This window comes from Streptomyces sp. NPDC058653 (assembly GCF_042716895.1).
Taxonomy (GTDB): domain Bacteria; phylum Actinomycetota; class Actinomycetes; order Streptomycetales; family Streptomycetaceae; genus Streptomyces.
In genome coordinates, this window is the sequence record NZ_JBHXRM010000029.1 from 62,031 (window position 1) to 88,434 (window position 26,404).

Genomic DNA, 26,404 nt, shown 5'->3' on the forward strand with positions numbered 1-26,404 from the left:
ATGTCCGGCGGCCCGTACATATGCAGTGCTGAAATCCCGCGTTGATGTCGCTGGATTCGCCACTTGGATAGCGGGACTTATTTACTCGGGACCGATTTACATCTCGGATTCTTGAAAATCGGTTGGCCGCGACACACGCATGCCTGATCCCGGGGGCGCCGGAATCGCCCATGGAGCTGTACCTTATGGGGCGATTGTCGTACCGAGCTTGATGGAGTCCAGTACGTCACCCAAGTCCGCGAGCAGTGTGGCTTCCTCGGACTTGAGGTAGAAATGCCCACCGGGCAGCACCTGGAACTGAAAGGCGTTATTTGTCATGTCCGCCCAGCCACGCATCTGCTCCGGGCTCAGTTCGGGATCATCGTCGCTGGCGTACCCGTAGATCGGGCAGGAGAGCGGAGGCCGCCGGCCTCCGGAATATCCAGCCGTCAAGTGGTAGTCGGCGAGGACTGCGGGGAGCATGGCCTCTCTCAGGCCGGGGTCCTCGAAGACCGCGGCAATGTTCGGCTCCAGGCTCGTGGCATGCGCGATGATGTCCTCGTCCGTACCGTAGTCCGTACGGCGGTCGGCCAGCGCCTGCGGCGGTCGTCTCGACGACACGCACAAGGCGGTCGGCGGACAGTCTCGTTCCTGGAGGCGCAGCGCCACCTCGTGCGCCACCGAAGCCCCCATGCAGTGACCGAAGAGCACCAACCGGTACTGCGTCAGATCGACGAGCGCGTCGGCGATATCGTCTGCGAGAGCTTCCAGTCCGGGCGAGAACGGATCATCGAACCGGTCATCCCGGCCCGGGTATCGGACAGCCATGACGCCGATATCGGATGGCAGTCCTGCGGGCCAGGTGCGGTAAATGCCCGCCCCGGCACCGGCGTGAGGGAAACAGACCAGCTTTGTCTTGAATTCGTCGTCATCACGGAAGCGCCGAATCCACCGCTTTTGCATCGGGTTCTCCGGCGAATAACTCTCTCCGGCCGGACTCATAGAACATCAACACTATTCGCATGCGCCCCGCCGGCCTGACCCGGAGAGATCGGCGGGGTTGCCTTTGGGAAGCGGCAAACGTGCTGACGAATAACGGCGGCACTAGGAAGGGCTCCAGTCCCAAATAACATCATGCGAATCCTCTGGCTCGCGCAAGTGGCGTACTTAAACTTTTTAGCAGACCCGCTGCCGTAAGGGAAGTGGATGATCTACAGATACACGTGTAAACGGTGAGGAGAAGTAGCCCGATTTAGCATAATTCGGCATTTATCTCGATCGCCCAATTATGGCAATCATGTGATGCCGTGAAGCGCGAGGACACGGGACATTCGGTGTGTACGTGAGGCTGCGCCATGCTCGTTTCCGCAGTTCAGCTGGACCGTGGCGAACGCCGGCGGCCGGCGCCGTCCGTTCTCGTGTGCAGAGCCGCATGTCTAACTTGCCTTACACCTCTCCAATACGTTGACCTGTAGAGATATTTGACAGCACTGGATAACGAGCCGGAACGAACCGCGCTACCTGTCACACAGCCCTCGACACCCCACCTCACCCAGACCGTTCGCGACACCGACAGCGCGGGGCGCGCCGGCTGGCCCACCGCACGCCTCCTCACCCCCACCTCCCACCCCTCCTTCACCGCACACACCCCGACGACTTCACCATCACCCGCAACCTGCTGACAACCTCGCCGACACCCTCAACGACCTCGGACGACATCACGAGGCCGCCGACCTCCACCAGCAGACACTCGCCACGTTCGAACAGGTCCTGGGCCCGAACAACCCCAACACCCTCACCAGTCGCAACAACCTCGCCGCAGCACAGGCCGCGTTGGCGCGTACCCGACAGCAACGGCTGCCGTGGCAGCGCCCACAATGCCGACCGGACCCGGATCCCTCCCGCGCCGGCGGCCCCAGATGATCCAAACGAAACGGCCCGGCCCCCGTTTGCCGCCGCAGCGTGCACGTGGGACCGGACGGATACCCGTGCCGGTGGCCGGAGCGGCCCGGCGAGCGCCCGGGAAGGCTTTCAGTTGGCGGAGGGGAGGTCGTCGGCGCCCAGGTGCGCGCCCAGGTCGAACTCCACCTCACCGGGCCGCCCCAGTCCCCGCCGCATCATCGCCTGCACGCGTGCGACGGTAGTCGGCCTGGCCGCGGCAGTCATGAAGGCGTCCATGGTGGGCGCGAGTTCCGCGTCGTCGGGCAAGCTCGCGATGTCCACGTACTGCTTGATCTCGGCGATCGCACGCTTGTCGAATCGGGCGATCCGCCGCGCGAACGCATCGGCGAACGCGTCCAGTTGTCCATCGGGGAGCGCGCGGTTCACAAAGCCGTAGAGCTCGGCCTCGGAGCCCGCGAGGTCGTCGCCGGAGAACAGGAACTCCAGGGTGCGGCCACGGCCGATCAGCCGGGGGAGCCGGGCCATCGGGCCGCCGCCCGGCACGAGGCCGAACGCGACTTCGGGTTGGCTAAACCGGCTGTGGTCACGTGATGCGAACCGGAGGTCGCAGGCGAGCACGAACTCGCAGCCTGCACCGCGCGCCCGTCCGTGAACGGACGCGATCGTGGCGACCGGCACCCGGCTGAGACGGCTGAGCACGTCCAACCACGGGTGCATTCCGGTGCGCGTGGGTTCTTGCGTCTCCGGCGCGGATGCGGCGATGTCGAAGTGAGCCAGGAAGAAGTCGGGGTTCGCGCTGTCGAACATGACGACCCGTACATCCGGGTCCTGTTCGAGCCGGGTCACGAACTCGGAGAGCTCGCGGACGGTGTCATAGTCGATGAGGTTGATCGGGGCGTGGTCGAACGTTGCCCGCCAGTAGCCCGGAAGAGGTTCTTCGACCGCGATTTGCGCGTTTGCCATATTCCGCACCTTAATGCCGCGTGCGTGATCGGTCGTAGCCGCCGATTCGGCATTCGGGCCAGCGTCACCCGCCGGGCGGAGGGAGCGGACGCCATGTGTCAGACATGGCCCAGCAGTGTGTACGACCACGGTTACGCCTCCGAAAGCCTCTTCCGCCGTGTCGAAGAGCGCCGCCACCTCGCTCTCTTTTGCGAGGTCCGCGGCGCACGGCCATGGCGGTGCCGCCGAGACGCACCGCCGCACGAACAGGGAGTTCGTGAGTGATCGGGGATACGTGGGTTCGATGCGAGTTGGTCGGGCGGGCTAGGCAGCGGCGAGGACCTCCACCGCTCGTGCGACGCTCCTGCGGAGCAGTGCAGGATCGAGCTGTCTGTCGCCCGGGCTCGAACCGAACGGGCCGGCGGCGCTCCACGCTGTCGCCAGCGCCATCACGCCGGTGAGCAGGAAGGCGCTCGGAAACTCCGCGCCATTCGCTTCGGAGCGGATGGCGTCGATCTCAGCCACTTTCGCCGCGTGGGCCTCGTCCCGAATGCTGGGGTTGCCGGCGCCGCCTTCCAGCCCGTTCCAGGCGATCAAGCGCATCAGCGCCGGGTTCGCCATGGCGAAGTCGAAGACGCGCTCGGCGTAGCCCGGAAGATCCTCGGGGGTAAAGGCGAGGCCTTCGTAGACCTTCGCCAGGTTCGACCCCAGGACCGTCGAGAACAGGGTCTCCTTGTTCTTGAAATAGACGTAGATCAGGTTCTTGTTCACGCCCGCAGCCTTCGCGATGCGATCGACCCGTGCTCCTGCCACCCCGAAGGTGGAGAACTCCGCCAGTGCGGCATCCAGGATGCGCGCCCGGCTTTCTTCCGCAGCCATGGTTCCTCCCTTGGTGCGGACCCTAGCATTTGACTAACTAGTTATCCAGTCGTAAGTTGGGTAACTAGTTAGTCAAATGCAAGGAGGCGTCATGACTCAGCGCACCTGGTTCATCACCGGCTCGAACAGCGGCTTCGGCCGCCAGATGACGGAGCGGCTGCTCGCGAGGGGCGACCGCGTCGCGGCGACCGCCCGTGACACGTCATCGCTGGACGACTTGAAGGCCACCTACCGCGACCTGCTGTGGACCGCGCACCTCGACGTTACCGACACCGCCGAGATCCGCGCCGTCGTCGAGAAGGCGTTCGCGGACCTCGGCCGGATCGACGTCATAGTCAACAACGCCGGCTACGCACTGTTCGGTGCGGCCGAGGAGCTCACGGACGAGCAGATCGAGCACCAGCTCGCCACCAACCTCGTCGGCCCCATCCAGATCGTCCGCGCCGCGGTGCCCCACCTGCGCGAGCAGGGCGGCGGCCGTATCATCCAGATCTCGACCTACGGTGGTCAGGTCACCCACCCCGGCGCATCGCTCTACCACTCCAGCAAGTGGGGCGTCGAGGGATTCATGGAGTCGCTGGCGAAGGAGCTCCCGCCCTTCGGGATCGGTGTCACCATCGTCGAGCCCGGAAGCGCCGCGACCGGCTTCCGTCTGAGCGGCTCGCGTCTCGCATCACCGATGGCGGTCTACGACGACACCCCGGCGGCCATGCCTCGCGGCATCCGGAACCCAGCCTTGCCGTCCGTCAGCGACCCCGCCAAGGTCGCCGCAGAGATCATCGCCACGGCAGACCAGGAGACCGCCCCTCTGCGCCTGGTCACCGGGAGCGACGCGTACCGGTACATCCGAGACGCACTCCGCGAGCGCCTCACCGACATCGAGTCGCAGGAGGCCAGCGCTGCCTTGACCGACACCACCACCGCCTCGTAACGAACCGGTCCACAGGGTGCCGGGCCCGCCCGGCACCACACCGTGCGCAGGAGCCGTTCCGGATCGCTACCCCAGGCGTTCCGGAGGGCGTAACGCAGCAACCCGGCATGAGCCGGTGGCAGAGGCAGACCTGGAGCCGGTGAGCCGCCTCATGCCCGGTGCGGCGGGCCTGGAGCAGTTGGCCCGGTTCCTCCGTGAGGCCGACGAGGACGAGCGCGGGAGCCAGGACGGGCCGAAGCGGGAGAAGAAGCTCGAAGAGATCGTGGAGACGCTGCCCAGCAGGCGTGGGAGCTGACGCTCCTTGCCGACGACATGGCTGCTGAGCAGCGCGAACGGTGACCAGCGGCATGACGAGTAGGTGAAAAAGCGGGCGACGGCCCGGCAGTTGGCCGGCCGGAGTGCCCGGACTCCTCCGTCTTCCCGAGCGCCAGATGGTGCAGGCAGTACGCGGCGAGACGGCTCCCGGCGCCGGCCGCGAGCTGCCACCAGAGCTGGGCGCTCTCGGGATACCCCGTGAGGAGGACCAGGCAGCCGAAGGTGAACGGGTGTGGGCGCGGTCGGCAGCTCAGCGGGAGGCAGATGGGCTGAAACGGCTTCTAACGGCCCGCATGTTCGGTGCTCCTGCCCGGGTCGTCGGCGACGGCGGCGTGCAGCATGGCCACGTACTGGCGGGCCATGGTCTCCCAGCCCTGGCAGAGCCGGCGGGCTTCGGGGTCCCGGAAGAGGACGGCGACCATGTTGCGCTCCGCCGGCGGCCGGTCGGCGGGATCCCCCAGCAGGGTCTCCGCCAGGGGGTTCCAGGCCAGTACGTCGAGGTGCCGGCCGAGCACCAGCCCAGGTGTGCCCATGACGTGCAGCAGGCGCCGGGTGGCGGCGCTCTTCGACACGGCGGAAGAGGCTTTCCCAGGCGTGGACGTGGTCGTACACGCTGCTGGCGCCCTGTCCAGGGGCACGGTAGCCGACTTCGACCTTGACCAACTCGACCATGCCATCCGCATCAACCTTCGCGGCACCTTCATCATTGATCAGCAGGCAGCCCGCAGGCTGCGACCGGGCGTGCTCGCGGTCGGCGCGAAGGGCCCCTTCTCGTGAGCCTGCCTTGCTAGGTACGCAGGGTGCGTTTGTGGGCGATCCCCGCGGTGGCCAGTGGGTTGGCCCAAGTGCGCGAGCGACAGCAGGAGCCGTTGTCGGTCAGGACCTGTCGGACGGTGACCCCAGCCTCGTTGAAGAAGGCCCGAGCCCAGCGGCCCTCCGAGGACGGCTCTGTCTAGTTTGCATGTGGCGCGGTACACGACGACGGCGCCGACGAGGTCGTCCGGTGTGACGCCACACGCTGCGGGCCGGGCACCGGCATCCGGACGCAGATGAGCTTCACCAGCGGCGCACCTTGAACTTCAGGTGCAGTACCCGGTTGCCCTGGACGACCACGTGAGGATCCTCCAGCTGCTGCTGCCCGTCGAAGCTGCCGAAGAAGCGCTTGCCTGATCCAAATACCACCGGTGCCACGTCCATCGCGACCTCGTCCACAAGACCGGCCGCGAGGATCTGGCCGCCTACTTCGCCGGCGCTCACGGCGACAACTCGGTCACCGGCGAGCTCCTGGGCCTTCTCGATCGCGGCCTTCACACCATCGACGAAGTGATACGAAGCCTCAGGGTGCCAGCCCTCGGGCTTAGGCCGGTGGGAAACCACGACCACGTGGTCACCCACGGGCGGCTGTCCCTCCCAGCCGTTCATCAGGTCGAAGAAGCCGCGACCCATCACGATCACGCCGATCGAGTCCCACACCGGCTGGACGTACGCCGCCGATGCACGCGAGAGCTTGAAGCCGCCTCCCCCCTTGGAGTGGTCGTAATCCCCGTCCCCGGCGCCGGTTTCCGTAAGCTTGGTATCCCCGCTGAAGTACCAGTCGTGGAGCGGACCGACTCCGTCGTTCTCGTCGGCAATGAAGCCGTCTACTGACACCACGTTGTGCATGATCACTGTGCCCATGAGGGTCTCCCTGTTACGTCACTCGGAGCGGACGCGTCCGATATTTTCAGCCCAGGGACAGCCGCGCTTGTAAAAAATCACTCGACGGGCATCGGGCCACCAGGCTGCGAGAATCCCTGCTCCGCGCTGAACCGGCGCCGTAGCGCCAGGTACTCCGTGGGAGTGCGGCCGGTGAAGTCCTTGAACTCCTTGCTGAAGTGGGCCTGGTCGAAATAGCCCGCCGTAAGCGCGAGCTCCGACCAGTCGACCGGGCCCAGGGAGTCCACGGACTCGATCAGCCGCGCGAAGCGGTAGATGCGGGCAACCCGTTTCGGAGTGACCCCGACATGAGCCTTGAACTGCGCCGCCAGGTGATTGTTGCTCACCCCGGCGGCATCGCTCAGCGCACCGACCGGGATCGCGCCGTGCGAGGCTTCCAGCCACCCGCCTGTGTGCTGGACCAGGTCGAGACCGCGCGCCGGCGCCTCGACGAGCCGCGATCGAAGCTCTCTCTCCAGGACCCGCAGCGTCGCGGCGGCCGAAGCGGCGTCGCCGACCTGGTTGCGAATCCGGTCCACGGACCGATGCCAGAGGGCGTCGACCGGCACCCATCGGTCCCGCAGCTCATTCGTCGGCACACCGGCGAACGATGACAATCCCCAAGGCTTGAAGTGGACCCCGACGAGGTGTACCCGCAGGGGGTACTCAAGGACGAAACGCCTGGTCCACAGGCCCATGAACCACCCGTCCGTCAACGCTGCCGGAGGCACCGACGGGTCGGAATCCCACAGGCGTGCGGGCTCACCCAGATTGATGTACAGGTGCGCCGACGGCATCGGCGAGACGCTGATCCGGCGATGGCCCGGCACCCCGGTCAGGCAGTAGACGTCGTCGATGAACCGGTCAAGCGGCGGGGCGGGCACCCAGCCGACGTAATCCATGGACCCAGTATCGCCGACGAGGGTCCGGCCCGCCTCAAGCGGAGCGGGGGCATCATTGCCGCTGTCCAGCGGCTGGAACAACACGCGCGCGGCCGGCGAGCGACATCGCAGCTCTGCTGAACCCGCCACGCCGACGCAGCCCCCATCGGCCCTGTCTCCCCTCAACCGTCTGACCTGATCGCGGTTCGCGGTGAACGGGGTGCTGCTCGGCTGGGCTGACGCGTACGACGTTCTCATCGGCACCATGTCGCCGGCCGAGGCCCACCCGCAATGGGCGGCATGGCCGCTCTCCGTGGTCGGCTGGGGCGCGGTCCCCGCGTTCGTCGGCGGCACCGTCGGCTACCTCGTAACCGCGCAGATCCAGGCGCACCAGTCCCGCGACTTCGACGCCGTCATGGACGAGCTCCGCGCCCTGATCCAACCCCCGCCGGGTCCGGGAGACGGCGCGTGATCACTCTCCACGAACTCCACCAGCGAGGGGGAGACGTCGCCAAAGCCGTCACCGCGTTCGGCACACTCCACCAGACCACCACAAGCCCCGGCCAAGCGCCCACAGCGAACTGGAAGACCGCTGAGCGTCACTTCCTGGACATTCAGGTTCTGCTCATGGGCCGCCCAATGACCCTGCCCGGGGGGAATGCCCGGGAGCAGGAGCATCGGGCGGAGAACGCGGCTACTGACCTTCTCCTCGCCATTGACCCCGACGCCGGCCATTGCTGTCCGATCTGCCGACGCCGCCCAGCGACCACGTGACCGCCCTACCCTGGGGAGTGTGGTGAACGACCCCGAGATCCAACGACAGGCCGACGCCTTGCGCGGCCTGCTCTATCTCGCGTGCTCCGATGCCCCACCCACCGCGATCAGCGACACGGCCCGGGCCATCGCAGAACGCTCTGGCGACCGGACCCCGCCCACCTCTGCCGTCGCTGAAGCCGCACGCCTCACCACCACCCACCGCAGCGGCAGCGGCCCACCCCACAATCTCAGCCGCGCTGATCTCACCGGCGCGAAGCTGACCGACACGAGGCTGAATCACGCGAACCTGAGCAGTGCGAAGCTGAGTCGGGCAGACTTGTCCTACGCGTCACTCCTCAGTGCGGACCTGACCGACGCAGACCTGGACCACGCAAAGCTGGACCACGCAACGTTGGCCCAGGCGGACCTGACCGACGCGGGCTTGGCCCACGCGAACGTGGAACGGGGAAACCTGACCGGCGCAAACCTGACAGAAGCGCGCCACCTCAGGCTAGTGTCAGGGATCTTGTGGAATCTGGACACGACCTGGCCTGACGGGTTCTTGGAAATGGTGTATGCCCTGTCGGACGAAGTACGTCCTGGCAGCTACCGCCTCCGCGGAGGCACGGACCGCTCTTCCACATTGATCTGATTCGAGGGCCACAGCGACGAGATCACGGCCGATTGTTAGGCCGAATGCATTATCCGTGCACTCACCGTGTCACGGCCGCGAACGCCGTCTCGATCGCCACCGCCGGCCTCGAACCCGGCGTGAAATGCCTGGCTGTCGCGATCGATGCCTACCTTGACGTATGTCTCGCCAACAAAGCCTCAAGGCACTCATTCTGGAGACGCGGGCACGAGGCAACCTGACGACCACGATGGACGACCGTGTGATCCAGTTCGCGAACTGGCCGAGCCGAGCGTGCGCACATTGGGCATGTCCCCTTCACGCGGATCAGCACCCGTCTGATCATGGCAGTCGCCTCGGAAGCCGCCCTGATCGAGCTGGAGACCGGACACAAGGTCCCCGCCGCCCCGCGACAGCATCCGCGTACCGCTCAACACCACGAGCCACCCTCGCGCTGCACGAGACGCGGTGCCTGCTCGGCGACCAGCAGGCCGGAGGGGCATCCTGCTCGTCAATCACCAGCACAAGCAGACGACGTCGCTGGTTCGGTGTGGTGCCGCTCGCGACGCCAGGATGCAGCAGGTCAGGGCCGAAGGAGTTGCGTTGGGCCCGTACGCGGTTGGGTTCGCGGGCGCATTCGGCCGACGACCGCAACAGCGGCAAGGGCAGCGGCGGCGCGTGACGTTCTCCGGGGCACCGGCCGCTTGGTGACGGTGTGTCGGATCCTGGTGGTAGACACGGGCCATGACGGCTACCGGGCCTTGCTTTTTTACCGGGTCCAGGGCAGGCCGGTGCTGCTCCCGTCCCGGCGCGGCAGGGTCCTCTTTCTCGTGGTGCCGGAGCAGAGCCGGTCGCTTCTGTGATCTGGCGGGGGGGGGGAGCGGGGTTCTTCACCCGCAATTCCCTCGCACTGCTCATGGGCTTCCGGCGAAGCCACGTCAGTGGTTCTGGGGACGTGTGTGGGAGGGGGCGCTCCGTGCGGTCCGGAGGCCTACCGATCCCTGGAGTCCCTGAACCTAGTAGCTAACGCTGACGTCATGCCCTGGACAGATGGACTGTGACGGTAGTCCCGGCCCCGGGGGCCGATCGCACGGTCACGTCCCCCCGGTGGGCGTGGACGATGGCCTCGACGATGGCCAGGCCGAGTCCCGAACCACCGTACGCACGGCTGCGACTCGCCTCGGCCCGCCAGAAGCGTTCGAAGACACGGGGCAGATCCTCAGGGGCGATGCCGGGCCCGTCGTCGGTGACGCTCAGCCGTACATGCTGAGGACCAGCGGTGATCTCGACGCGGACGGAGGTGTGTTCCGGGGTGTGCTGGACAGCATTGCCGACAAGGTTGCGAAGGACCTGCTGGAGGCGGAGTGCGTCCCCGACCACGGGCGCGGGCGGTGCGGGGGCCATCGCGATGTCCCGTTGTGGGTAGATGATCTGGGCGTCGTCGATCACTCCGTCTGCCAGTGCCGCGAGGTCCACGGCCTCCTGCTCGACCGGCCTGCCGGCGTCCAGGCGGGCAAGCAGCGCGAGGTCCTCGACGAGCAGGCGCATGCGCCCCACCTCGGTCTCGATGTGCTCCAGCGCGGATTCCAGACCGGGTCCCGACAGGCCGCCCTGGCGGTGCAGATCGAGCCAGCCGGAAATCGTGGACAGTGGGGTACGCAGTTCGTGGGAGGTATCGGCGGCCAGTGACCGGATGCCGGCTTCAGCACGGGCCTGGGCGTCGAACGCCTGGTTGACCGCCCTGGCCAGCTGGTCGGCCTCACTGCCGTTGCGGTGCGTGGGGAGGCGTTCGGTCAGGGATCCCGCCGCGATGGCGTCGGCGGTGCGGGCCATCTGTGCCAGTGGACGCATGCCAAATCTCAGCACGGCTATGGACAGCGCCAGCAACACGACGAGCGCGAGTCCGATGAGGCTCAGTTGCCGGGCGATCAGTGCGTTGGTGGTGGCGTCGTCGACGGAGGTGTCGATGCTGAGGACGACCGCAGCGGGCCTCATGACGCCGTACGAGCCGCGGGGGACGGTCAGCCCAGGGCTGGGGATACGGACGAGGCTGAGATTCTCTCCGTCCAGCGTGGATACGCTGCCCGTTGGCACGGTCGTGCTGAGCACGGCCAGCGCGTCGGCGGCTCGTTTCGCGGAGCCGGTACTCAGCAGGACCTGGTTCTCGTTGTCGACGAGCACCGTGCCCAGCGGAGCGTCGAGCAGGGCACCGAGCTGGTCTGCGTCGACAGTCTGCGGCGCCCGCTCCATGACCCGAGCGACACGTTCGGCGTTGGACCGCAACGTGTCGTGGTCGCGTTCGTCCAGGAAGCTCTCCAGCAGGATGGCGCTGATGGTGGCACTCGCGACCAGGCCCCCGACAAGCAGCAGGGCTAGGCCGGCGAGCAGGCGCAGGCGGACGCTGGAGAGGGACCAGGGAAGTCGCGCCTTCATGTGCCTGCCCGTTCTTTCAGCGTGTAGCCGACGCCGCGGACGGTGTGCAGCAAGGGCGTGCGACCGTGGTCGATCTTGCGTCGGAGGTTGGAGACGAAGCGCTCCACCACGACGGAGTTCCCGCCGAAGTCGTACTGCCAGACCGCCTCCAGGATCTGGGCCCGGGAGAGGACCTGTCCTTGGTGGCTCAGCAGGTAGCGCAGCAGGCGGTACTCCGTGGGGGAGAGGTCCACCAGTTCGCCTGCGCGGTACACCTCGTGCCGCAGGTCGTCGAGGGTGAGGTCTCCGCAGCGCAGGCGGGAGTCCTCGACCGCGGGCACCGCCCCGCCGCGCGCGCGGCGGAGCAGTGCCTGGAGTCGGGCGCCGACCTCGATCACGCTGAAGGGCTTGGTGACGTAGTCGTCGCCCCCCAGGCGCAGTCCCCGGACTCGGTCCTCGACCGCGTCGCGAGCCGTGAGGAAGAGAACGGGCGCGTCGACGCCGCGGTCGCGCAGCAGTTGCAGGATCTCGAAGCCGTCCGCGCCGGGCAGCATCACGTCCAGGACGATGACGTCGGGGAGCCTGCGGCCGATCTCGTCGAGAGCCGTGGTCATGTCGCCCACCGCGTCCACCTCGAAGCCGGCGAACTGAAGGGCCGAGACGAGTAGGCGTCGGATACCCGGATCGTCATCGATCACGAGTACGCGGTCGGGGGCGTCGGGCCGGTGGACGACAGCCCTCATCTGTCCTCCTGTTGTCGGCGTCGGCGTCGGCGTCGGCGGTCCGCTGTCAGGTCCGGGCGCCGGGGGCGGCGGACGCAGGCTGCTTCCCCGATCGGACTCGCGTTCATCGTGTGACAGCTCCGGCAAGGCGGCTGTCCGCAGAAGACGGACCGGGGCCGGCCGCGTCGTCGGTGGCGTACGGGCCCCCGCCCTCGACATCGACATGGGGCAGGACACGGTCCAGGCGCCGGGGCAGCCGCCAGGCTCTGTCGCCGAGGAGGGCCATGACCGCAGGTACGAGGGTCAAGCGCACCAGAAAGGCGTCGACGAGGACCCCGAAGGCCAGGGCGAACGCGATCGGCATGATGTCGGGGTCGCGGGAGAACAGGAAGCTGACGAACACCGCGATCATGATAACGGCGGCGGACGTGACCAGGCGGGCGGTTGAGCGGACTCCGCCGAGGACTGCCCTTCGGGCGTCGTGATGGCGCAGGTAGTCCTCTCGCATCGCGGAGACGAGGAAGACCTCGTAGTCCATGGCGAGCCCGAAGAGTACGGACATGACGATGATGGGAACGAAGCTGGCCAGAGGACCCTCGCTGGGCACACCCAGCGGGTCGGCGAGCCAGCCCCACTGGAAGACCGCGACCGTGGCGCCGAAGGCGGCACCGACGGACAGCAGGAATCCGGCGGTGGCCTTGAGCGGGATGGCCACGGACCGGAAAGCGATCATCAGAAGCAGCAGGGACAGCCCGACGACGACGATCAGGAACGGAGCGAGCGCACCGCTGAGCTTGTCGGACAGATCGATGCTGACGTACCGGTGACGGCGACGGAGCCGCCGTACGACTGAGTGAGGGGCGGCAATTGCGTCCGCAGCCGCGAGACGAGATCGCTTGTCTCCTGGGACCTCGGCCCCGCCTCCGGGACGACCTGGATTCGTGCCGCCGTTCGGTCCCCGGCCACGTCTACGCCGCTGACGTCCGCGATACCCCGCAGCCCGCTCAGCCGTGCCTCCACGGCCGAGGCCGTGGAGGTGACGGTGGCCGGGTCATCGTCCTCGACGAGCACGATCAGGGGGCCGTTGGCGCCCGGACCGAAGGCGTCACTGATGATGTCGTACGCCTGTCTGCTCGAGTCGCTCGTGACGGCGGAGCCCTCGTCGGTGAGCGCCAGCCTCAGCTCCGTGGCCGGGACGGACAGGGCGAGCAGCGTGAGGGTGCCGAGCAGCAGATTGCGCACGGGGTGGCGAAGGACGCCCCGTACCCAGCGTATGCCCCAGGTGGTGGGCGGTCCGCCGCCCGTAGCCGCCAAGTGTCCCCTCCTTGTACGTGCCTTGGGGACCAGGTGGCGACCGGCAGCCGCCAGGAGTGCGGGCAGCAGGGTGACAGCGGTGACGACCGAGACGGCGACAGATCCGGCGGACGCCAGTCCCATCGACGTCAGCATCGGTACTCTGGCGACGGACAGACCCGCGAGTGCGATCAGGACCGTGGCGCCGGCGAAGACCACGGCACTGCCCGCGGTGGCCGTGGCCCTGGCGACCGACTCCCGGACCGGCATGCCGGTCGCGAGCTGGGTACGGTGCCGGGAGACGATGAACAGGGCGTAGTCGATGCCGACGGCGAGCCCCAGCATGATCGCAAGAGTGGGCGCGTTGTCGGAGATGTCGAGCATGGTCGCGAGGCCGGCCATCGCGGCGAGGGTGCCGCCGATTCCGAGGACCGCGGTGAGCAGCGGGAGTCCGGCCGCGAGCAGCGACCCGAACGTGAGTGCCAGGACGGTCAGGCTAACTCCCAGCCCGATCAGCTCGCTGGGTCCGACGGGCGAGTGCGACGTCTCGAAGGGTTCGCCGCCGTACACGACCCTGAGACCCGCTCGCTCGGCACCCTCCCCCGCGGTCCGCACCGCGTCGAGGGTGCGGGCCGGCACCTCGTCCGCCTCCTTGGCCGTGAACGTGATCTCGGCCACGGCCGTGCGGCCGTCATCCGAGACGGTTCCTCTCTCGACCGGGTTGCCGACCTCGCTCACCCCGGGCACCCGGCTCATGGCCTCGCGCGCGTCGGTCAGTGCGGCGCTCAGGTCCGTCTCCGTCACCTCGCGGCCGGGTTCCGCCTGGAACACCAGCCGGGCGGACTGCGCGTCCGGCGCTGGGAAGTGATGGTCCATCCTGGTCAGTGCCGTCTGGGCGGACGAGCCGGGAATGGAACCGCTGTCGGTGAAGGTGCCGGCGAACGACAGCCCCAGACCGACCACCGTGCCCAGGGCGAGCAGCCACCCGATCACCATCGCCCGCCATCGGCGGGCGGCGAACGCGCCCAACCGGTACAGAGAACTAGCCATGACAGATGTCCCTCGCTGGTAGGAAGCCGACGTGTCACAGCTTGATCGGCGGACTTGACGGTCACCCAACAGCGAGCCTGAGTACTTCTTGACGGTTTCTTCCTGTCGAGGACCTCTGCGGGAACGCCTCGTGGATCACGCCGGAACGGAGTCGGTGCCAGCGATCGGGGACCGTGTCCCGGCGTGGCGATGGACCACTGAGCCGGGTTCGAGCCCCTGGCTTCCGACTGGCGTCGCGACTCTTCCGGGGTCGAGCGTGTTCCGCACCGTTTGTTCCGTGGACGGCCGCTCTCGGACGACATCGGCGACCATCTCCACCACGGAACACGGCTCCTGCCGGCCGCTCAGCAGTCTGCCGACGATCTCGATCAACGACGCGTCCCCCTCCCGCCGCATTCCCGCACTCCGACGACCGGGCTGGCGCGCTGCGGCGGGCTCCCACTCCTCCGGCTCGCGACGGCGGGAGGGAACGCGGTGCGCGTTCCCTCCCGGCTGGCAGCCGCGTCGCCCGGGGCTGCCGACGACAGCGCTGTTCCTGTTGCCGCAGATTCGCCTGGAGATCCTCGCGGATGCTTTTCGCGTACTGGTCGAGTACCTGAGCGGTTCCGGACACGCCCACCCAAGGGCACGCCCGAAGGGCTTCGGTAGCTCTCCGGGCGCACCCGCTCCGGCTTGCTCGGTTGAACATGGGCGGCCGGCCGCCATCACGCCGAGCACATGCAGGTTCAGTGGTCATCCAGGTGCCCTCGGGCTTCGGCCCGTTCGCGACGCCGGACTTCTGGCGCCGGTCATCCCATGTGCTCCCGGAACCAGGCCAGCATCGGCTCCGGGCGGCGCTGGAACTCGAGGTAGCCGTCCCAGCGCACCGTGGTCCCTTCCACCCAGTGCAGCTTTTTGTCGTCGAGGGGGATGTTGTCGAACATCGTCTGCACATCCTCGGGCTCGGTGAGGATGTCGTCACGCACCTGGTAGACGAATGTGGGCATGGTGACGTTCTTGGCCCATTCGCGGGCGTCGCGCTCGGCGAGCGAGATCCCGGTACGCAGGACGAGGCGCTCGTCGAGGGAGCTTATGTGGTTACGGGAGACGCCGGCGAGCTCCAGTTGGTGCTGCAGGATGATGCCGGTGGTGACCGGCTGCGGGGCGACCAGACAGCGCACACCATCGAAGGCACGAGGCTGCTGAGTCATCGCCGCGAAAGTCGAGTTGGCACCGAGGCAGCGGCTGAAGAGCCCGATCGTCATCGAGGGGGTGCCCGCCCGCTCGCGCACGTACTTCAGCGAGCCCAGCACGTCGCGGGCCTCCAGCAGCCCGCTGCCGAGGATGCCGCCGTGCGCTGCCCCGGACAGGCCGTGGTTGCGCAGATCGTAGGCCAGGACGTTGTAGCCGGCGTCGTGGAGGATGCGGTAGTCCTGGACGAAGTCGACTTCCATGGTGTTGCCGCTCGAACCCCACATCGAGAGCCAGGGTTCGCGGTGAGTGGGCTGACCGGACCGGCTGAAGGTCATCGGATGGTTGGCGATGACGATTTTGTCGGACCCCTCAGCCGGAATGAACCAGCCTTCCAGAGGGACACCGTCGGACGCGGGGAAGGTGACCGTCTCGGCCGCCATCCCGTACTCCGAGGGGTGGTGCAGGACCGGCGCGCGCAGCGAGGCGATGAAGTGACCGGCGAACTCGTCGAGAACCGTCGCGACCCGATCGTCCACGTCATGGGTCGCGGTGGTTCCCGTGGTTGTGGTCGTAGTGGGTGTGGTGGTGCTTGTGGCGGCAGAGATCATGGAGCCAGCATGGGGCGCCTTTGTGGCGCCAACCAGCGCTTCCTCGATCCATAGGACGGTCGGTACCACCCTGGGCCGTGGCAGGATTCCCGTTGTGGAGGAACCCACGGAGAAACTGGTCGGACTCGCGGCGCTGATCCGCACCTGGCGTGATCGAGCGGCGCCCGCCGACCCCACGGCTCGCGGCAGGCGGGCGCCCGGGCTGCGCCGCGAGGAGCTGGCACAGCGCGCCGGTCTGTCCGTCGACTACATCATCCGACTGGAACAGGGCCGGATGACGCATCCCTCGCCGCAGGTGCTGGGTGCGATAGCACGTACCCTCGGACTTTCCCCCGACGAGATCGAACTCCTGTACCGGGTCGCCGGCTTGGTCGCGCCCCGTGGCCCGATCCTGCGTCAGGTGCCCGACAGCATCAGCCGGCTGACCGAACGGCTCGGCGCCTTCCCCGTCGCCGTGTACTCCGCCGACTGGTGGCTGCTGCGCTGGAACGCCCGATGGGCCGCACTGCTGGGCGATCCGGCCGACCAGACCGGACGGAACCGCAATCTCGTCTGGCAGGTCTTCACCGACGACCGCTGGCGCGCCGCGCCCGCCGACCGCCCGCTGGCCGAGTTCCAGCAGGCGCTCACGGCCGACCTCCGCATCGCCGTCGCCGAGCACCCCGAGGACATCCGGGTCGCCGACCTCGTCACCGCCCTGCGTGCCGCGAGCCCGCTATTCGCACAGCAGTGGACGGCCGGACACACGGCCCGCCACCGCACGGAGCGCAAGCGCGTGCTCCACCCGCACCTCGGTGAGCTGCTCCTCGACTGTGACGTCCTCCAGTCCCCGGATCCGGCCGTGAACGTCCTTGTCTACTCCGCGCCCCCGGGCTCGGCCGACGCCGCGCTGCTCGAACGCGTTATGGCCTGAAGCAGAGGACCGGCGGCCGTCCCGTCGGCAGTAGTGCCGTCTCCGCTGCTTCAGCGACAGGTGGGGCATGCCCCGGGTCAGAGAGTCGACGCCGTCCCGGCCGCTCTTCCCGGCCGAGCCCGGTGATGGCCCGCGCGGCTACGGCATCGGCATCGTCCAACCCGCGACCGTGGCTGGTCGCGTGGACGGCGGGTGTCCTGGGCGGCGACGATCGCCCAGCGAAGGGTTTCGAGGAGTCCAGTACCGGCTCCGCGTTGCGTCGGAGGAGATCCACGGATGGTTCTCCAGGCACGGGCGACGGCGGCCGGCAGAAGGGCGGTGGAGGATTCCCTGAGTGGACGAACCTTTCCTTGACCTGCGGTTGTTCCTCGTACCCCGTACGTTGGCATGCGGTCTGCGGAAGTGCGTGGTCGTTCGGGCGGCCCGCGTGAATCGATTGGTGAACGCGGTTGTCGTACGTGGGTCGCGGCGACGCGCCGCACGGGACCGAAACGCAGCTGGTATGACGACGGATCACAGATTCGGGAGGGAGTCGGGTTGGCGCGCAAGATCCGTACGGCCGGGAGGCTGGACGGTGGATGCCATCGCCATGTTCGCCGACGGCGATTGGAGCCTGGCGCGCGGCCCGGCAGATGTCCGGACGACCAGACCACGCTGGAGCACACGGCAGGGAGGGCCGCCCGTGGCGAAGTTGCGGGCCCGACGTACGACACCTGGGCCGCCGGTCCCGGTCGCGCCGGCCGTGCGGCGTCGAACGACCCACGTTTGACAGTTGTGAGTGCGCACTCACATACTTACTGAGCGACCACTCACAAGGAGGTGGCAGATGACCCCTGAACCCGGCACGTTCCGTTCCACAGCAGACGCCCGCCGCGCGAACATCACCTCGTGCGCGATCTCCGTCTTTGCCCGCAGCGGCTATCGCGCAACACCGGTCACGGAGGTGGCCGAGGCTGCGGGGATCTCGCAGGCGTACGTGTTCCGCCTCTTCGACGGCAAGCTCGGCCTCTTCCTGGCGGCGCTCGACCACTGCCACGACCTGATCGTCGCGGCGATGAGCGAGGCGGCCGACCGGATGCCCGGCGAGGAACCCGAGGCCATGCTGTCGGCGATGGGCGACGCGTACGCCCACCTGATCTCCGACCGCGACCTGCTGATGCTCCAGGTCCACGCGCTCAGCGCGGTGGACGTCCCGGAGATCGCCGCCGCAACCCGGCGGGGGCTGGAGCGGGTGGTCACGCTTGCCAAGGAACGGACCGGGGCCCCGGACCAGTCCGTACAGCAGTTCATGGCTTACGGGCAACTCTGTCATCTCATCGTGGCCGCCGGGCTCACCGGCCCGGCCCGGGACGGCGGGGAGGAACCTGCCTGGTCGCGGGTGCTCACCGCCGGCATGGCCCACCCGGGCCCGGACCCCACGACGTAACTCACGCGTACGACCCACAGCTCTGGAGAGACCATGAAGAAGACCCTGACCATCGCCCTCGCTCTCGCGGTGGTCGGCATCGCCGGGATATCGGCCACGACGGCGTCCGGCACGGGCTCGTCCGGCTCGAACAAGTCCGACCGGCACGGCCACGACCACCACCACGGCCGTCCCTCCATCGCCAAGGCGTGGGAGGCCGCGTGGAACAACGACGACCCCAAGCGCCTCGCCGCCCTCTTCACCACCGACGGCCGCTACAGCGACCACGCCCTGATGCAGACCTTCAAGGGCCGCGACGGGGTCACCCAGTGGGCCGCCGCCACGAAGCAGTTCGTCGCCGACGCGAACGTCAAGGTCAACAGCGCGTTCGCCGACGACGGGCAGGTCGCGATCGTCTGGACGTTCAGCGGCCACCTCCAGGGCGCGCCGAAGCCGTTCTCGGTGCCGGCCTCCACCATCCTCAAGATGCGCGGCGACAAAATCGTCGCGAACGACGACTACTACAACCGCGCGGAGGTCCTCGCGCAGTCAGGCCTCCCGGCGGACACGGTCTTCAACTGATCGCTCCCGCAGCGCGGTCGCGGCCCCGGGTGTACATCGATGCCCGGGGCCGCGGCCTTGCGTGCGTTCCCGTCCGTACTCCGGTGATCCGCCACCCTTGTCCCATTCCCAGCCCTGCTAGGAGGCCAATCAACGCGGAGCTGTAGGTGTTCTGTAGAGCCAGGAATCTGAGAAGAAGGTGGGTCCGAAACGGGGTCTGAAGTCCGGTCCGGTGGCCACCTCACCAGTGCTGCCGCCGAACGGTATTCAGGCGACCGGCGTCAAGCGCACCGTCGCTCGGGCCCGCACGTCCACCGGCCTGGAGGTGACCACGAGGCCGTCCTCCGAGTGGTTCCAGGTGGGCAGCGGAGCGCGCGCCAAAGCGCGAAGAAGTGTGCTGCGGCAAGGAAGGGCTCACGAGGCTCGATGTCGATCCGTGGGCGAATTCCGATTCCGCTATTCAATCCGCCCGCTGAACTTCCCTTACCCCCTGGGCACTCGGCACACTGAACGCCTGGTTCGGTCAAGGGGCAGGAATTACGACGCCGTGCGCGACGTGCTGGGCGTCCGTAGCCAACCTGTTCGGCGAGAACCTGCCGCAACCTGGCCGCAATCCCGGGGGCCACCCTTATGCAGGGAGGCGACGCACCCCGGAGGTTCAACTTGCCACCTGGTTCACACCAATGGAATCCCTGAGCGCTTCGTGGTGCATTGGGGCAGGATTGGCAGCGCGGACACAAGAGCCTCTAGCGGCGCGCGAGCGGAACATGGACCACGATCGCCGGTTAGCCAAACCGGTGATCGTGGGCGTCCTCCACGTCCGCCGGCAAGTACAGGCGATCCGTGGATGGTTGTACTTCGCCCTGCCCAAGGGGAAGAAGACCCGTACCGTCGACATGCCTTCCTCGGTGGCCGAGGAGCTGAAGCGCCACGTCGAAGCGTTCGGCCGACATCATCCCGCCGCGTGCCGAGGGAGCGAAAGCCCGGCAATGGGCGGCGGGCCCGAAGGACGGCTTCCACGTGCTGCGGCACACCTGTGCCTCGATCATGCTCGAAGCCGCGGAGGCTGTCATGGCCTTGGCGCGGTGGCGCGGGCACTCCTCGCCCGCGATCACCCTCGGTTACTATGCTCACTTCATGCCGGAGGCCGGAGGCAAGGGGCGCACCGCCATCGACGGACTGCTCGGGAAGCGGGGAGATCGGCGGGCCGGCCGAAACTCCCCAGACTCTCCGCAGGCCCGTCGACGGGTGATTCCCGCTGCCACACCCCTCCAAAGGTGGCCGTGGATTGCAAGGTTGATGAGATGGATGGCCTGGGAAGATGTTGAGTGAGGTCACTGCGACCCGCTATGTCACGCCCCTGCGTGAAGGCGGATCGCTCCCCGGGATCGTCGAGGCCGACGATCTCGGGACGTACGTCATGAAGTTCACCGGTGCCGGGCAGGGGCGCAAGACTCTCGTCGCGGAGGTCATCTGCGGGCAGTTGGGGCGGCGGCTCGGGTTGCGGGTGCCGGAGTTGGTGGGTATGCAGCTCGATCCCGTGATCGGTCTCGGGGAGCCCGACGAGGAGGTGCAGGACCTGTTGAAGGCGAGCGGGGGGCTGAATCTCGGGATGGACTTCCTGCCCGGGTCGCTCGGTTTCGATCCGCTCGCGTACGAGGTGGGTCCGGCCGAGGCGGGCAGGATCGTGTGGTTCGACGCGCTCATCCACAACGTCGACCGGTCCTGGCGCAACCCCAACATGCTTGTCTGGCACGGGGATCTCTGGCTCATCGACCACGGCGCCACCATGATCTGGCACCACAACTGGCCCGGCGCCCAGGCCTCGGCCGCGAAGCCGTACGACGCCTCCGACCATGTCCTCGCCCGGTTCGGGCCGGACATCGCCTCGGCCGCCGCCGAACTCGCGCCGCTCGTCACCGAGGAGCTGCTGACCGAGGTCACCGCCGACGTACCGGACGAATGGCTCGTGGACGAGCCCGGGTTCGGGACCACCGACGAGGTGCGGCGCGCCTACGTCGCGGCGCTGCTGCCGCGCGCGGCGACCATCCATGAACGCCTCACCCTCGACGCGCCCGCCGAGCCACGCCCCACGCGGGCCCCCGGCTGGCTGACCGAACACCTCGCCCCCTGGCCGCATCCCACCAAGAAGGGCGGAGGCGAGGGCCGATGAACGGACGCGATGTGTTCGAGTACGCGCCGCTGCGCGTGGTACCGAGGGTCGAGCGCGGGGAGTTCATCAACGCGGGTGTGCTGGTCTACTGCCGCGCCCGGTCGTTCGTGGCCGCCCGTACGCATCTCGACGAGTCCCGGCTCAAGGCGCTGGCGCCCGACGCCGACGTCGCCGGCGTACGGGCCGCCCTGCGCGCCGTCGAGAACGTCTGCGCGGGCGGCGACCCCGCAGGACAGGCGGCGCGCGACGACGCGGGGCGGCGGTTCCGCTGGCTGATCGCGCCGCGTTCGACGGTCGTCCAGCCGGGCCCCGTACACACGGGGCTGACGCTGGACCCGGAGTCCGAGGCCGAGCGGCTGCTGGACCTGCTGGTCCGCTGACACCCGTCCGCCCGGCCCGTCCGCCCGTCCGGGACGGGCCGCCGGATCGGGGCCGTACACACGCGGTGTGACATACGTTCGCCGCCCCCGTGTGCCGTTGACACCGGGTGTCAGGGCTTCTAGCGTCACGGCAGCTGAATACTAAGCGGTCGCTCAGAGCACTCGTGCCGAACACCGCGATCCAAGGACGAGGAGAAGCAGCATGTCCACCACCGAGCAGCGTGTCGCCGTCGTGACCGGGGCGGCGCGGGGGATCGGCGCCGCGACCGCGGTACGGCTCGCGGCCGAGGGCCGGGCCGTCGCCGTACTCGACCTGGACGAGGCGGCCTGCGCGGAGACCGTCGGCGCCATCACCGCCGCGGGCGGCAGGGCTCTCGCCGTCGGCGGTGACGTCTCCGACTCCGCCCAGGTCGAGGCCGCCGTCGCGCGCGTCACCGCCGAGCTGGGCGCGCCCACGATCCTCGTCAACAACGCGGGCGTCCTCCGGGACAACCTCCTCTTCAAGATGAGCGAGTCCGACTGGGACACCGTCATGAACGTGCACCTCAAGGGCGCCTTCCTGATGGCCCGCGCCTGCCAGCAGCACATGGTGGAGGCCACGTTCGGCCGTATCGTCAACCTGTCGTCGAGCTCGGCGCTCGGCAACCGGGGCCAGGCGAACTACGCCGCGGTCAAGGCCGGCCTCCAGGGCTTCACCAAGACCCTGGCCAAGGAGCTCGGCAAGTTCGGTGTCACGGCCAACGCCGTGGCCCCGGGCTTCATCGTCACCGAGATGACCGCGCAGACCGCCGCCCGCGTCGGCATGGGCTTCGAGGAGTTCCAGGCGGCGGCGGCCACCCAGATCCCCGTCCAGCGGGTCGGCGTACCCGACGACATCGCGAACGCGATCGCCTTCTTCACGGGCGAGAACGCCGGGTTCGTCTCGGGCCAGGTCCTGTACGTCGCCGGCGGACCCCTCAACTGAACCGGAAGGTGGCGGAGATGACGGAACAGCCGAACGAGGCGGCCCGGCCCGACAGCGGCAAGGTCGCGCTGATCACGGGCGCCAGCCGCGGCATCGGTTACGGCATCGCCGAGGCGCTCGTCGCCCGCGGTGACCGGGTGTGCATCACCGGACGGAACGAGGAGGCGCTCAAGGAGGCCGTGGAGCGCCTCGGCCCCGACCGGGCCATCGGCTTCCCCGGCAAGGCCCACGACGAGGCCCACCAGGTTGCCGCGGTCGACCGCGTCATGGAGGCGTTCGGCCGCGTCGACTTCCTCGTGAACAACGCCGGCACCAACCCGGTCTTCGGCCCGATCGCCGATCTGGATCTCAACGTGGCGCGCAAGGTGTTCGAGACCAACGTCGTCTCGGCCCTCGGCTTCGCCCAGCTGACCTGGCGCGCCTGGCAGAAGGACCACGGTGGTGCGATCGTGAACATCGCCTCCGTCGCGGGGGTGTCCGCGTCGCCGTTCATCGGCGCGTACGGGATGAGCAAGGCGGCGATGGTCAATCTGACCCTTCAGCTGGCCCATGAGTTCGCGCCGGGGGTACGGGTCAACGCCATCGCGCCCGCCGTGATCAAGACCAGGTTCGCCACGGCGATCTACGAGGGCCGGGAGGCCGAGGCCGCGGCCTCGTACCCGCTGGGGCGCCTCGGGGTGCCAGAGGATGTCGGGGGCGCCGCCGCCTTCCTCACATCCGACCAATCGGACTGGATCACCGGGCAGACACTCGTCGTGGATGGCGGAATCTTTCTCAACGCGAGTGTGCACTGACATATTTTGTCGGTGAATGATCCAAGTGCCCCATCGCAGATGCATATTGAAGCGATGGGGCACTGCGGTATGGTCGCCCGACCCGTGGCTGAACAAGGAGTGTGCACGTGTTCAACCGGACCAGTCTGCAGGCGGCTGCAGCCCTCGCGTCCATATCCCTGGTGGCCGGATGTGGCCTGTTCTCCGCAGACAGCGCCGGCGAGGACGACCCGATCACGATCGGCACCACCAGTGCGCCGAGCACGCTCGACCCGGCAGCCGCGTGGGACAACTCCTGGGAGTTGTACCGGAACGTCTTCCAGACCCTGGTGGCCTTCCCCACCGGCAGTACGACCCCGCAGCCCGACGCCGCCGACGGCTGCGAGTTCACCGACACGACGAACCGCGTCTACCGGTGCGAACTCCGCGATGGACTCACGTTCTCCAACGGTCACAAGCTCGACGCCGCCGCCGTCAAGCACTCGTTCGACCGCATTGTGAAGATCAACGTGAACGGCGGTCCCAACGGACTCCTCGCCTCCCTCGACAGTGTCAAGACGACCGGCGACCTGACCGTCACGTTCAATCTGAACAAGCCCGACGCCACGTTCCCCTTCGTCCTCGCCGCCCCCGCGATGTCCATCGTCGACCCGGCGGAGTACCCGGCCGACAAGCTCAGGGACGACGGCGAGCTGACCGGATCCGGCCCCTACACACTTGAGTCGTACAACGCGGGCAGCGACGCCGAACTGGCCGAGAACACTCGCTACAAGGGCTTCGCCGACCGTAAGAACCCGGCCGTCAAGATCCAGTACTTCCAGGACTCGGACAAGATGTTCCAGGCCCTGAAGGAGAAGGAGATCGACGTCATCTACCGAGGACTGACCTCGGAGGAAGTCGTCGAGCTCGAACAGAAGACCGAAGAGAACGAGCACCTCCAGCTGATCGAGACCGTCGGCGCCGACATCCGGTACCTGGTGTTCAACCCCAAGGACGAGTCGGCGGCGAAGCTGCCCGTACGGCAGGCCGTGGCCCAGGTCGTCGACCGCGACGCGCTGGTGGCCAAGGTCTACCAGGGCACCGCCGAGCCGCTGTACTCGATGGTCCCCAAGGGCATCTCCGGACACGCCACGAGCTTCTTCGACAGATACGGCGACCCGGACATCGACAAGGCCCGCGGCATCCTCCAGGACGCGGGCATCGAGACGCCGGTGGAGCTGACCCTCTGGTTCACCACCGACCGCTACGGCTCCGGCACGGTCGCCGAGTTCGCGGAGCTCAAGCGCCAGCTGGAGGCGTCGGGCCTCTTCAAGATCACCCTGAAGAGCAAGCCCTGGAAGGACTTCCAGGCGGGCTTCCAGAAGGGCGAGTACCCGGTCTTCGGCCGCGGCTGGTTCCCCGACTTCCCGGACCCCGACAACTTCGTGGCCCCCTTCGTCGGCAAGAACAACGCGCTCAGCACCCCCTACGAGAGCCCCGAGATCACCTCCGAGCTGCTGCCCCAGTCGCGGCGCGAGAGCGACCGGGGCGCGGTGATCGAGCAGTTCGAGCGCGCCCAGGAGATCTTCGTCGACGACGTGCGGCTGCTGCCGCTCTGGCAGGGCAAGCTCTACGTCGCCGCGTCCCAGGAGATCAGCGGCGGCGAGCGCGCGCTCGACCCGCAGACGGTCATGCAGCTCTGGGAGTTCAGCCGCAAAGCCAGCTGGTAGCGGCGATTGTCAGTGGTCACCGGTAGGTTCTCAAGTGGCCCAACTGATCGTTTACCGGAGGTTGTTGACGTGACCGACACCGACATGCTGCCCGAGTCCTGGCGCGGTGTCCTCGGCGAGGAACTGCAGAAGCCCTACTTCAAGGAGCTCACCGAGTTCGTCGAGGAGGAGCGGGCGAAGGGGCCGGTCTACCCCCCGCGCGACGAGGTGTTCGCCGCGCTCGACGCCACGCCGTACGACGACGTGAAGGTCCTGGTCCTCGGCCAGGACCCGTATCACGGCGAGGGCCAGGGACACGGCCTCTGCTTCTCCGTGCGCCCCGGTGTGCGCACGCCTCCCTCCCTGCGGAACATCTACAAGGAGATGAAGGAGGAGCTGGGCCACCCGGTGCCCGACAACGGCTATCTGATGCCCTGGGCCGAGCAGGGCGTGCTGCTGCTCAACGCCGTTCTGACGGTACGGGCCGGCGAGGCCAACTCGCACAAGGGCAAGGGCTGGGAGCAGTTCACGGACGCGGTGATCCGCGCGGTGGACGCCCGCCCCGACCCCGCCGTCTTCGTGCTCTGGGGTGCCTACGCCCAGAAGAAGCTGCCGCTGATCGACGAGTCGCGGCATGTGGTCGTGAAGGGCGCGCACCCCTCACCGCTGTCGGCGAAGAAGTTCTTCGGCTCGCACCCGTTCACCCAGATCAACGAGGCGATCGCCGCACAGGGGCACAAGGAGATCGACTGGCGCGTCCCCGACCTGGGCTGATCCGGTCCCGCCCCGCCCGGCGCCCCCGTCCCCGGCCCCGCCCGGCGGTCCGCGCCGGGCGGGTGAGCCTGTACGGAATTGCAGGTCGGGGCGGTTAGCGTCGGGCCGGACGGGATCGACCGGACGGGCGCGGGAGGCGGCAGCGATGGAGCGGCGCGAGGTGTCGGAGGACGCCGTCCTGACCAGGATCGGGCAGGCGGTCATACTGCTCCACGGCGGTGACCGCGAGGAGGCCCGCAACCGGTTCGGCGACCTGTGGACCGAGATCGGCGAGTCCGGCGACCCGCTCCACCGCTGCACACTCGCGCACTACATGGCGGACACCCAGGACGATCCCGGCGACGAACTGGCCTGGGACCTGCGCGCCCTCACGGCCGCCGAGGGCCCGGCCCCGTCCCGCGCCTCCCCGGCGGTACGGGCCTTCTACCCCTCGCTCCATCTCAACCTCGCCGCCGACTACATGAAACTCCAGCGCCCCGACGCGGCGCGGCTCCATCTCTCCCGGGCACGCGCGGCCGTGAACGCGCTCGGGGACGACGGGTACGGGAACGGGGTCCGGACCGCCATCGGCCGACTGGAGCGGCAGCTGCTCGACGACTGACCG

General features: G+C 68.2%; 27 protein-coding genes and 1 pseudogene. 16 read left to right on the forward strand and 12 right to left on the reverse strand.

Going from position 1 to position 26,404, the window contains the following annotated elements; all coding sequences use genetic code 11:
• Window positions 1-183: 183 nt before the first annotated feature.
• Complete coding sequence (locus tag ACFWU9_RS23795; RefSeq protein WP_384321557.1) at window positions 184-981, reverse strand: thioesterase II family protein; 798 nt, start codon at window positions 979-981, stop codon at window positions 184-186.
• A gap of 519 nt (window positions 982-1,500) precedes the next feature.
• On the opposite strand from ACFWU9_RS23795, the gene ACFWU9_RS23800 reads away from it, so the two are divergent.
• Window positions 1,501-1,902 carry a tetratricopeptide repeat protein gene (locus ACFWU9_RS23800; protein WP_384321656.1) on the forward strand — a complete coding sequence of 134 codons (402 nt, stop codon included), beginning with the start codon at window positions 1,501-1,503 and terminating at the stop codon, window positions 1,900-1,902.
• A gap of 108 nt (window positions 1,903-2,010) precedes the next feature.
• Here the strand turns inward: ACFWU9_RS23800 and ACFWU9_RS23805 are convergent, their stop codons facing one another.
• Together ACFWU9_RS23805 and ACFWU9_RS23810 are read right to left on the reverse strand one after the other, a co-directional pair.
• The gene (locus ACFWU9_RS23805; protein ID WP_384321559.1) at window positions 2,011-2,844 is read right to left on the reverse strand and encodes an enoyl-CoA hydratase/isomerase family protein; all 834 of its coding nucleotides are present in this window, start codon (window positions 2,842-2,844) and stop codon (window positions 2,011-2,013) included.
• Window positions 2,845-3,147: 303 nt separating this feature from the next.
• Window positions 3,148-3,702: a TetR family transcriptional regulator gene (locus ACFWU9_RS23810; RefSeq protein WP_384321561.1), complete on the reverse strand. Its 555-nt coding sequence runs from the start codon at window positions 3,700-3,702 to the stop codon at window positions 3,148-3,150.
• A gap of 91 nt (window positions 3,703-3,793) precedes the next feature.
• On the opposite strand from ACFWU9_RS23810, the gene ACFWU9_RS23815 reads away from it, so the two are divergent.
• Both ACFWU9_RS23815 and ACFWU9_RS23820 read left to right on the forward strand, forming a co-directional pair.
• Window positions 3,794-4,633, forward strand: a complete 840-nt coding sequence (locus tag ACFWU9_RS23815) for an SDR family oxidoreductase (RefSeq protein ID WP_384321563.1) — start codon at window positions 3,794-3,796, stop codon at window positions 4,631-4,633.
• Window positions 4,634-4,748: 115 nt separating this feature from the next.
• Entirely contained in the window at window positions 4,749-4,928 is a 180-nt protein-coding gene (locus ACFWU9_RS23820; protein WP_384321565.1) for a hypothetical protein, read from the forward strand.
• A gap of 301 nt (window positions 4,929-5,229) precedes the next feature.
• Here ACFWU9_RS23820 and ACFWU9_RS23825 read toward each other — a convergent pair whose 3' ends face one another.
• Window positions 5,230-5,481, reverse strand: coding sequence for a hypothetical protein (locus ACFWU9_RS23825; RefSeq protein WP_384321566.1), 252 nt, complete (start codon window positions 5,479-5,481; stop codon window positions 5,230-5,232).
• On the opposite strand from ACFWU9_RS23825, the gene ACFWU9_RS23830 reads away from it, so the two are divergent.
• Window positions 5,480-5,725 (forward strand): SDR family oxidoreductase, encoded by a 246-nt coding sequence (locus tag ACFWU9_RS23830; protein ID WP_384321568.1) that lies wholly within the window; start codon window positions 5,480-5,482, stop codon window positions 5,723-5,725. The genes ACFWU9_RS23825 and ACFWU9_RS23830 overlap by 2 nt on opposite strands.
• Before the next feature lie 22 nt (window positions 5,726-5,747).
• On the opposite strand, the pseudogene ACFWU9_RS23835 reads toward ACFWU9_RS23830, so the two are convergent.
• The 3 genes and pseudogenes from ACFWU9_RS23835 to ACFWU9_RS23845 form a co-directional block, all read right to left on the reverse strand.
• Window positions 5,748-5,876, reverse strand: a pseudogene (locus ACFWU9_RS23835) (IS481 family transposase); the annotation flags it as partial.
• A gap of 128 nt (window positions 5,877-6,004) precedes the next feature.
• The gene (locus tag ACFWU9_RS23840; RefSeq protein WP_384321570.1) at window positions 6,005-6,625 is read right to left on the reverse strand and encodes a dihydrofolate reductase family protein; all 621 of its coding nucleotides are present in this window, start codon (window positions 6,623-6,625) and stop codon (window positions 6,005-6,007) included.
• A gap of 77 nt (window positions 6,626-6,702) precedes the next feature.
• Window positions 6,703-7,674 (reverse strand): helix-turn-helix domain-containing protein, encoded by a 972-nt coding sequence (locus tag ACFWU9_RS23845; protein ID WP_384321572.1) that lies wholly within the window; start codon window positions 7,672-7,674, stop codon window positions 6,703-6,705.
• 61 nt (window positions 7,675-7,735) lie between these two features.
• On the opposite strand from ACFWU9_RS23845, the gene ACFWU9_RS23850 reads away from it, so the two are divergent.
• Complete coding sequence (locus ACFWU9_RS23850; RefSeq protein ID WP_384321574.1) at window positions 7,736-7,996, forward strand: DUF6313 family protein; 261 nt, start codon at window positions 7,736-7,738, stop codon at window positions 7,994-7,996.
• A 324-nt stretch (window positions 7,997-8,320) separates the two neighbouring features.
• Window positions 8,321-8,932, forward strand: coding sequence for a pentapeptide repeat-containing protein (locus tag ACFWU9_RS23855; RefSeq protein WP_384321576.1), 612 nt, complete (start codon window positions 8,321-8,323; stop codon window positions 8,930-8,932).
• Window positions 8,933-9,946: 1,014 nt separating this feature from the next.
• Here the strand turns inward: ACFWU9_RS23855 and ACFWU9_RS23860 are convergent.
• The 5 genes from ACFWU9_RS23860 to ACFWU9_RS23880 form a co-directional block, all read right to left on the reverse strand.
• Window positions 9,947-11,344 carry an ATP-binding protein gene (locus ACFWU9_RS23860; RefSeq protein ID WP_384321578.1) on the reverse strand — a complete coding sequence of 466 codons (1,398 nt, stop codon included), beginning with the start codon at window positions 11,342-11,344 and terminating at the stop codon, window positions 9,947-9,949.
• Window positions 11,341-12,066 carry a response regulator transcription factor gene (locus ACFWU9_RS23865; protein WP_384321580.1) on the reverse strand — a complete coding sequence of 242 codons (726 nt, stop codon included), beginning with the start codon at window positions 12,064-12,066 and terminating at the stop codon, window positions 11,341-11,343. The genes ACFWU9_RS23860 and ACFWU9_RS23865 overlap by 4 nt, the downstream gene beginning before the upstream one ends.
• A gap of 103 nt (window positions 12,067-12,169) precedes the next feature.
• Window positions 12,170-12,913: an MMPL family transporter gene (locus ACFWU9_RS23870; protein ID WP_384321658.1), complete on the reverse strand. Its 744-nt coding sequence runs from the start codon at window positions 12,911-12,913 to the stop codon at window positions 12,170-12,172.
• The gene (locus tag ACFWU9_RS23875; RefSeq protein ID WP_384321582.1) at window positions 12,811-14,388 is read right to left on the reverse strand and encodes an MMPL family transporter; all 1,578 of its coding nucleotides are present in this window, start codon (window positions 14,386-14,388) and stop codon (window positions 12,811-12,813) included. Before ACFWU9_RS23875 ends, ACFWU9_RS23870 begins: the two co-directional genes overlap by 103 nt.
• Before the next feature lie 788 nt (window positions 14,389-15,176).
• Window positions 15,177-16,169 carry an alpha/beta hydrolase gene (locus tag ACFWU9_RS23880; protein ID WP_384321584.1) on the reverse strand — a complete coding sequence of 331 codons (993 nt, stop codon included), beginning with the start codon at window positions 16,167-16,169 and terminating at the stop codon, window positions 15,177-15,179.
• A 94-nt stretch (window positions 16,170-16,263) separates the two neighbouring features.
• Between ACFWU9_RS23880 and ACFWU9_RS23885 the strand changes: the two genes are divergently transcribed.
• The 10 genes from ACFWU9_RS23885 (at window position 16,264) to ACFWU9_RS23930 (ending at window position 26,401) form a co-directional block, all read left to right on the forward strand.
• Window positions 16,264-17,082 (forward strand): helix-turn-helix domain-containing protein, encoded by an 819-nt coding sequence (locus tag ACFWU9_RS23885; protein ID WP_384321586.1) that lies wholly within the window; start codon window positions 16,264-16,266, stop codon window positions 17,080-17,082.
• An 826-nt stretch (window positions 17,083-17,908) separates the two neighbouring features.
• The gene (locus ACFWU9_RS23890; RefSeq protein WP_384321588.1) at window positions 17,909-18,508 is read left to right on the forward strand and encodes a TetR/AcrR family transcriptional regulator; all 600 of its coding nucleotides are present in this window, start codon (window positions 17,909-17,911) and stop codon (window positions 18,506-18,508) included.
• A 33-nt stretch (window positions 18,509-18,541) separates the two neighbouring features.
• Complete coding sequence (locus ACFWU9_RS23895) at window positions 18,542-19,069, forward strand: nuclear transport factor 2 family protein (RefSeq protein ID WP_384321590.1); 528 nt, start codon at window positions 18,542-18,544, stop codon at window positions 19,067-19,069.
• Window positions 19,070-20,369: 1,300 nt separating this feature from the next.
• Entirely contained in the window at window positions 20,370-21,221 is an 852-nt protein-coding gene (locus ACFWU9_RS23900) for a HipA family kinase (RefSeq protein ID WP_384321592.1), read from the forward strand.
• The gene (locus ACFWU9_RS23905) at window positions 21,218-21,601 is read left to right on the forward strand and encodes a DUF3037 domain-containing protein (protein WP_384321594.1); all 384 of its coding nucleotides are present in this window, start codon (window positions 21,218-21,220) and stop codon (window positions 21,599-21,601) included. The genes ACFWU9_RS23900 and ACFWU9_RS23905 overlap by 4 nt, the downstream gene beginning before the upstream one ends.
• Window positions 21,602-21,803: 202 nt before the next feature.
• Entirely contained in the window at window positions 21,804-22,565 is a 762-nt protein-coding gene (locus tag ACFWU9_RS23910; protein WP_384321596.1) for an SDR family oxidoreductase, read from the forward strand.
• A 17-nt stretch (window positions 22,566-22,582) separates the two neighbouring features.
• Entirely contained in the window at window positions 22,583-23,359 is a 777-nt protein-coding gene (locus ACFWU9_RS23915; protein WP_384321598.1) for an SDR family oxidoreductase, read from the forward strand.
• A gap of 107 nt (window positions 23,360-23,466) precedes the next feature.
• Window positions 23,467-25,047: an ABC transporter substrate-binding protein gene (locus ACFWU9_RS23920; protein WP_384321600.1), complete on the forward strand. Its 1,581-nt coding sequence runs from the start codon at window positions 23,467-23,469 to the stop codon at window positions 25,045-25,047.
• A gap of 69 nt (window positions 25,048-25,116) precedes the next feature.
• Complete coding sequence (ung, locus tag ACFWU9_RS23925; protein ID WP_384321602.1) at window positions 25,117-25,800, forward strand: uracil-DNA glycosylase; 684 nt, start codon at window positions 25,117-25,119, stop codon at window positions 25,798-25,800.
• A gap of 145 nt (window positions 25,801-25,945) precedes the next feature.
• Window positions 25,946-26,401: a hypothetical protein gene (locus tag ACFWU9_RS23930; protein WP_384321604.1), complete on the forward strand. Its 456-nt coding sequence runs from the start codon at window positions 25,946-25,948 to the stop codon at window positions 26,399-26,401.
• The last annotated feature ends 3 nt before the right edge of the window (window positions 26,402-26,404 follow it).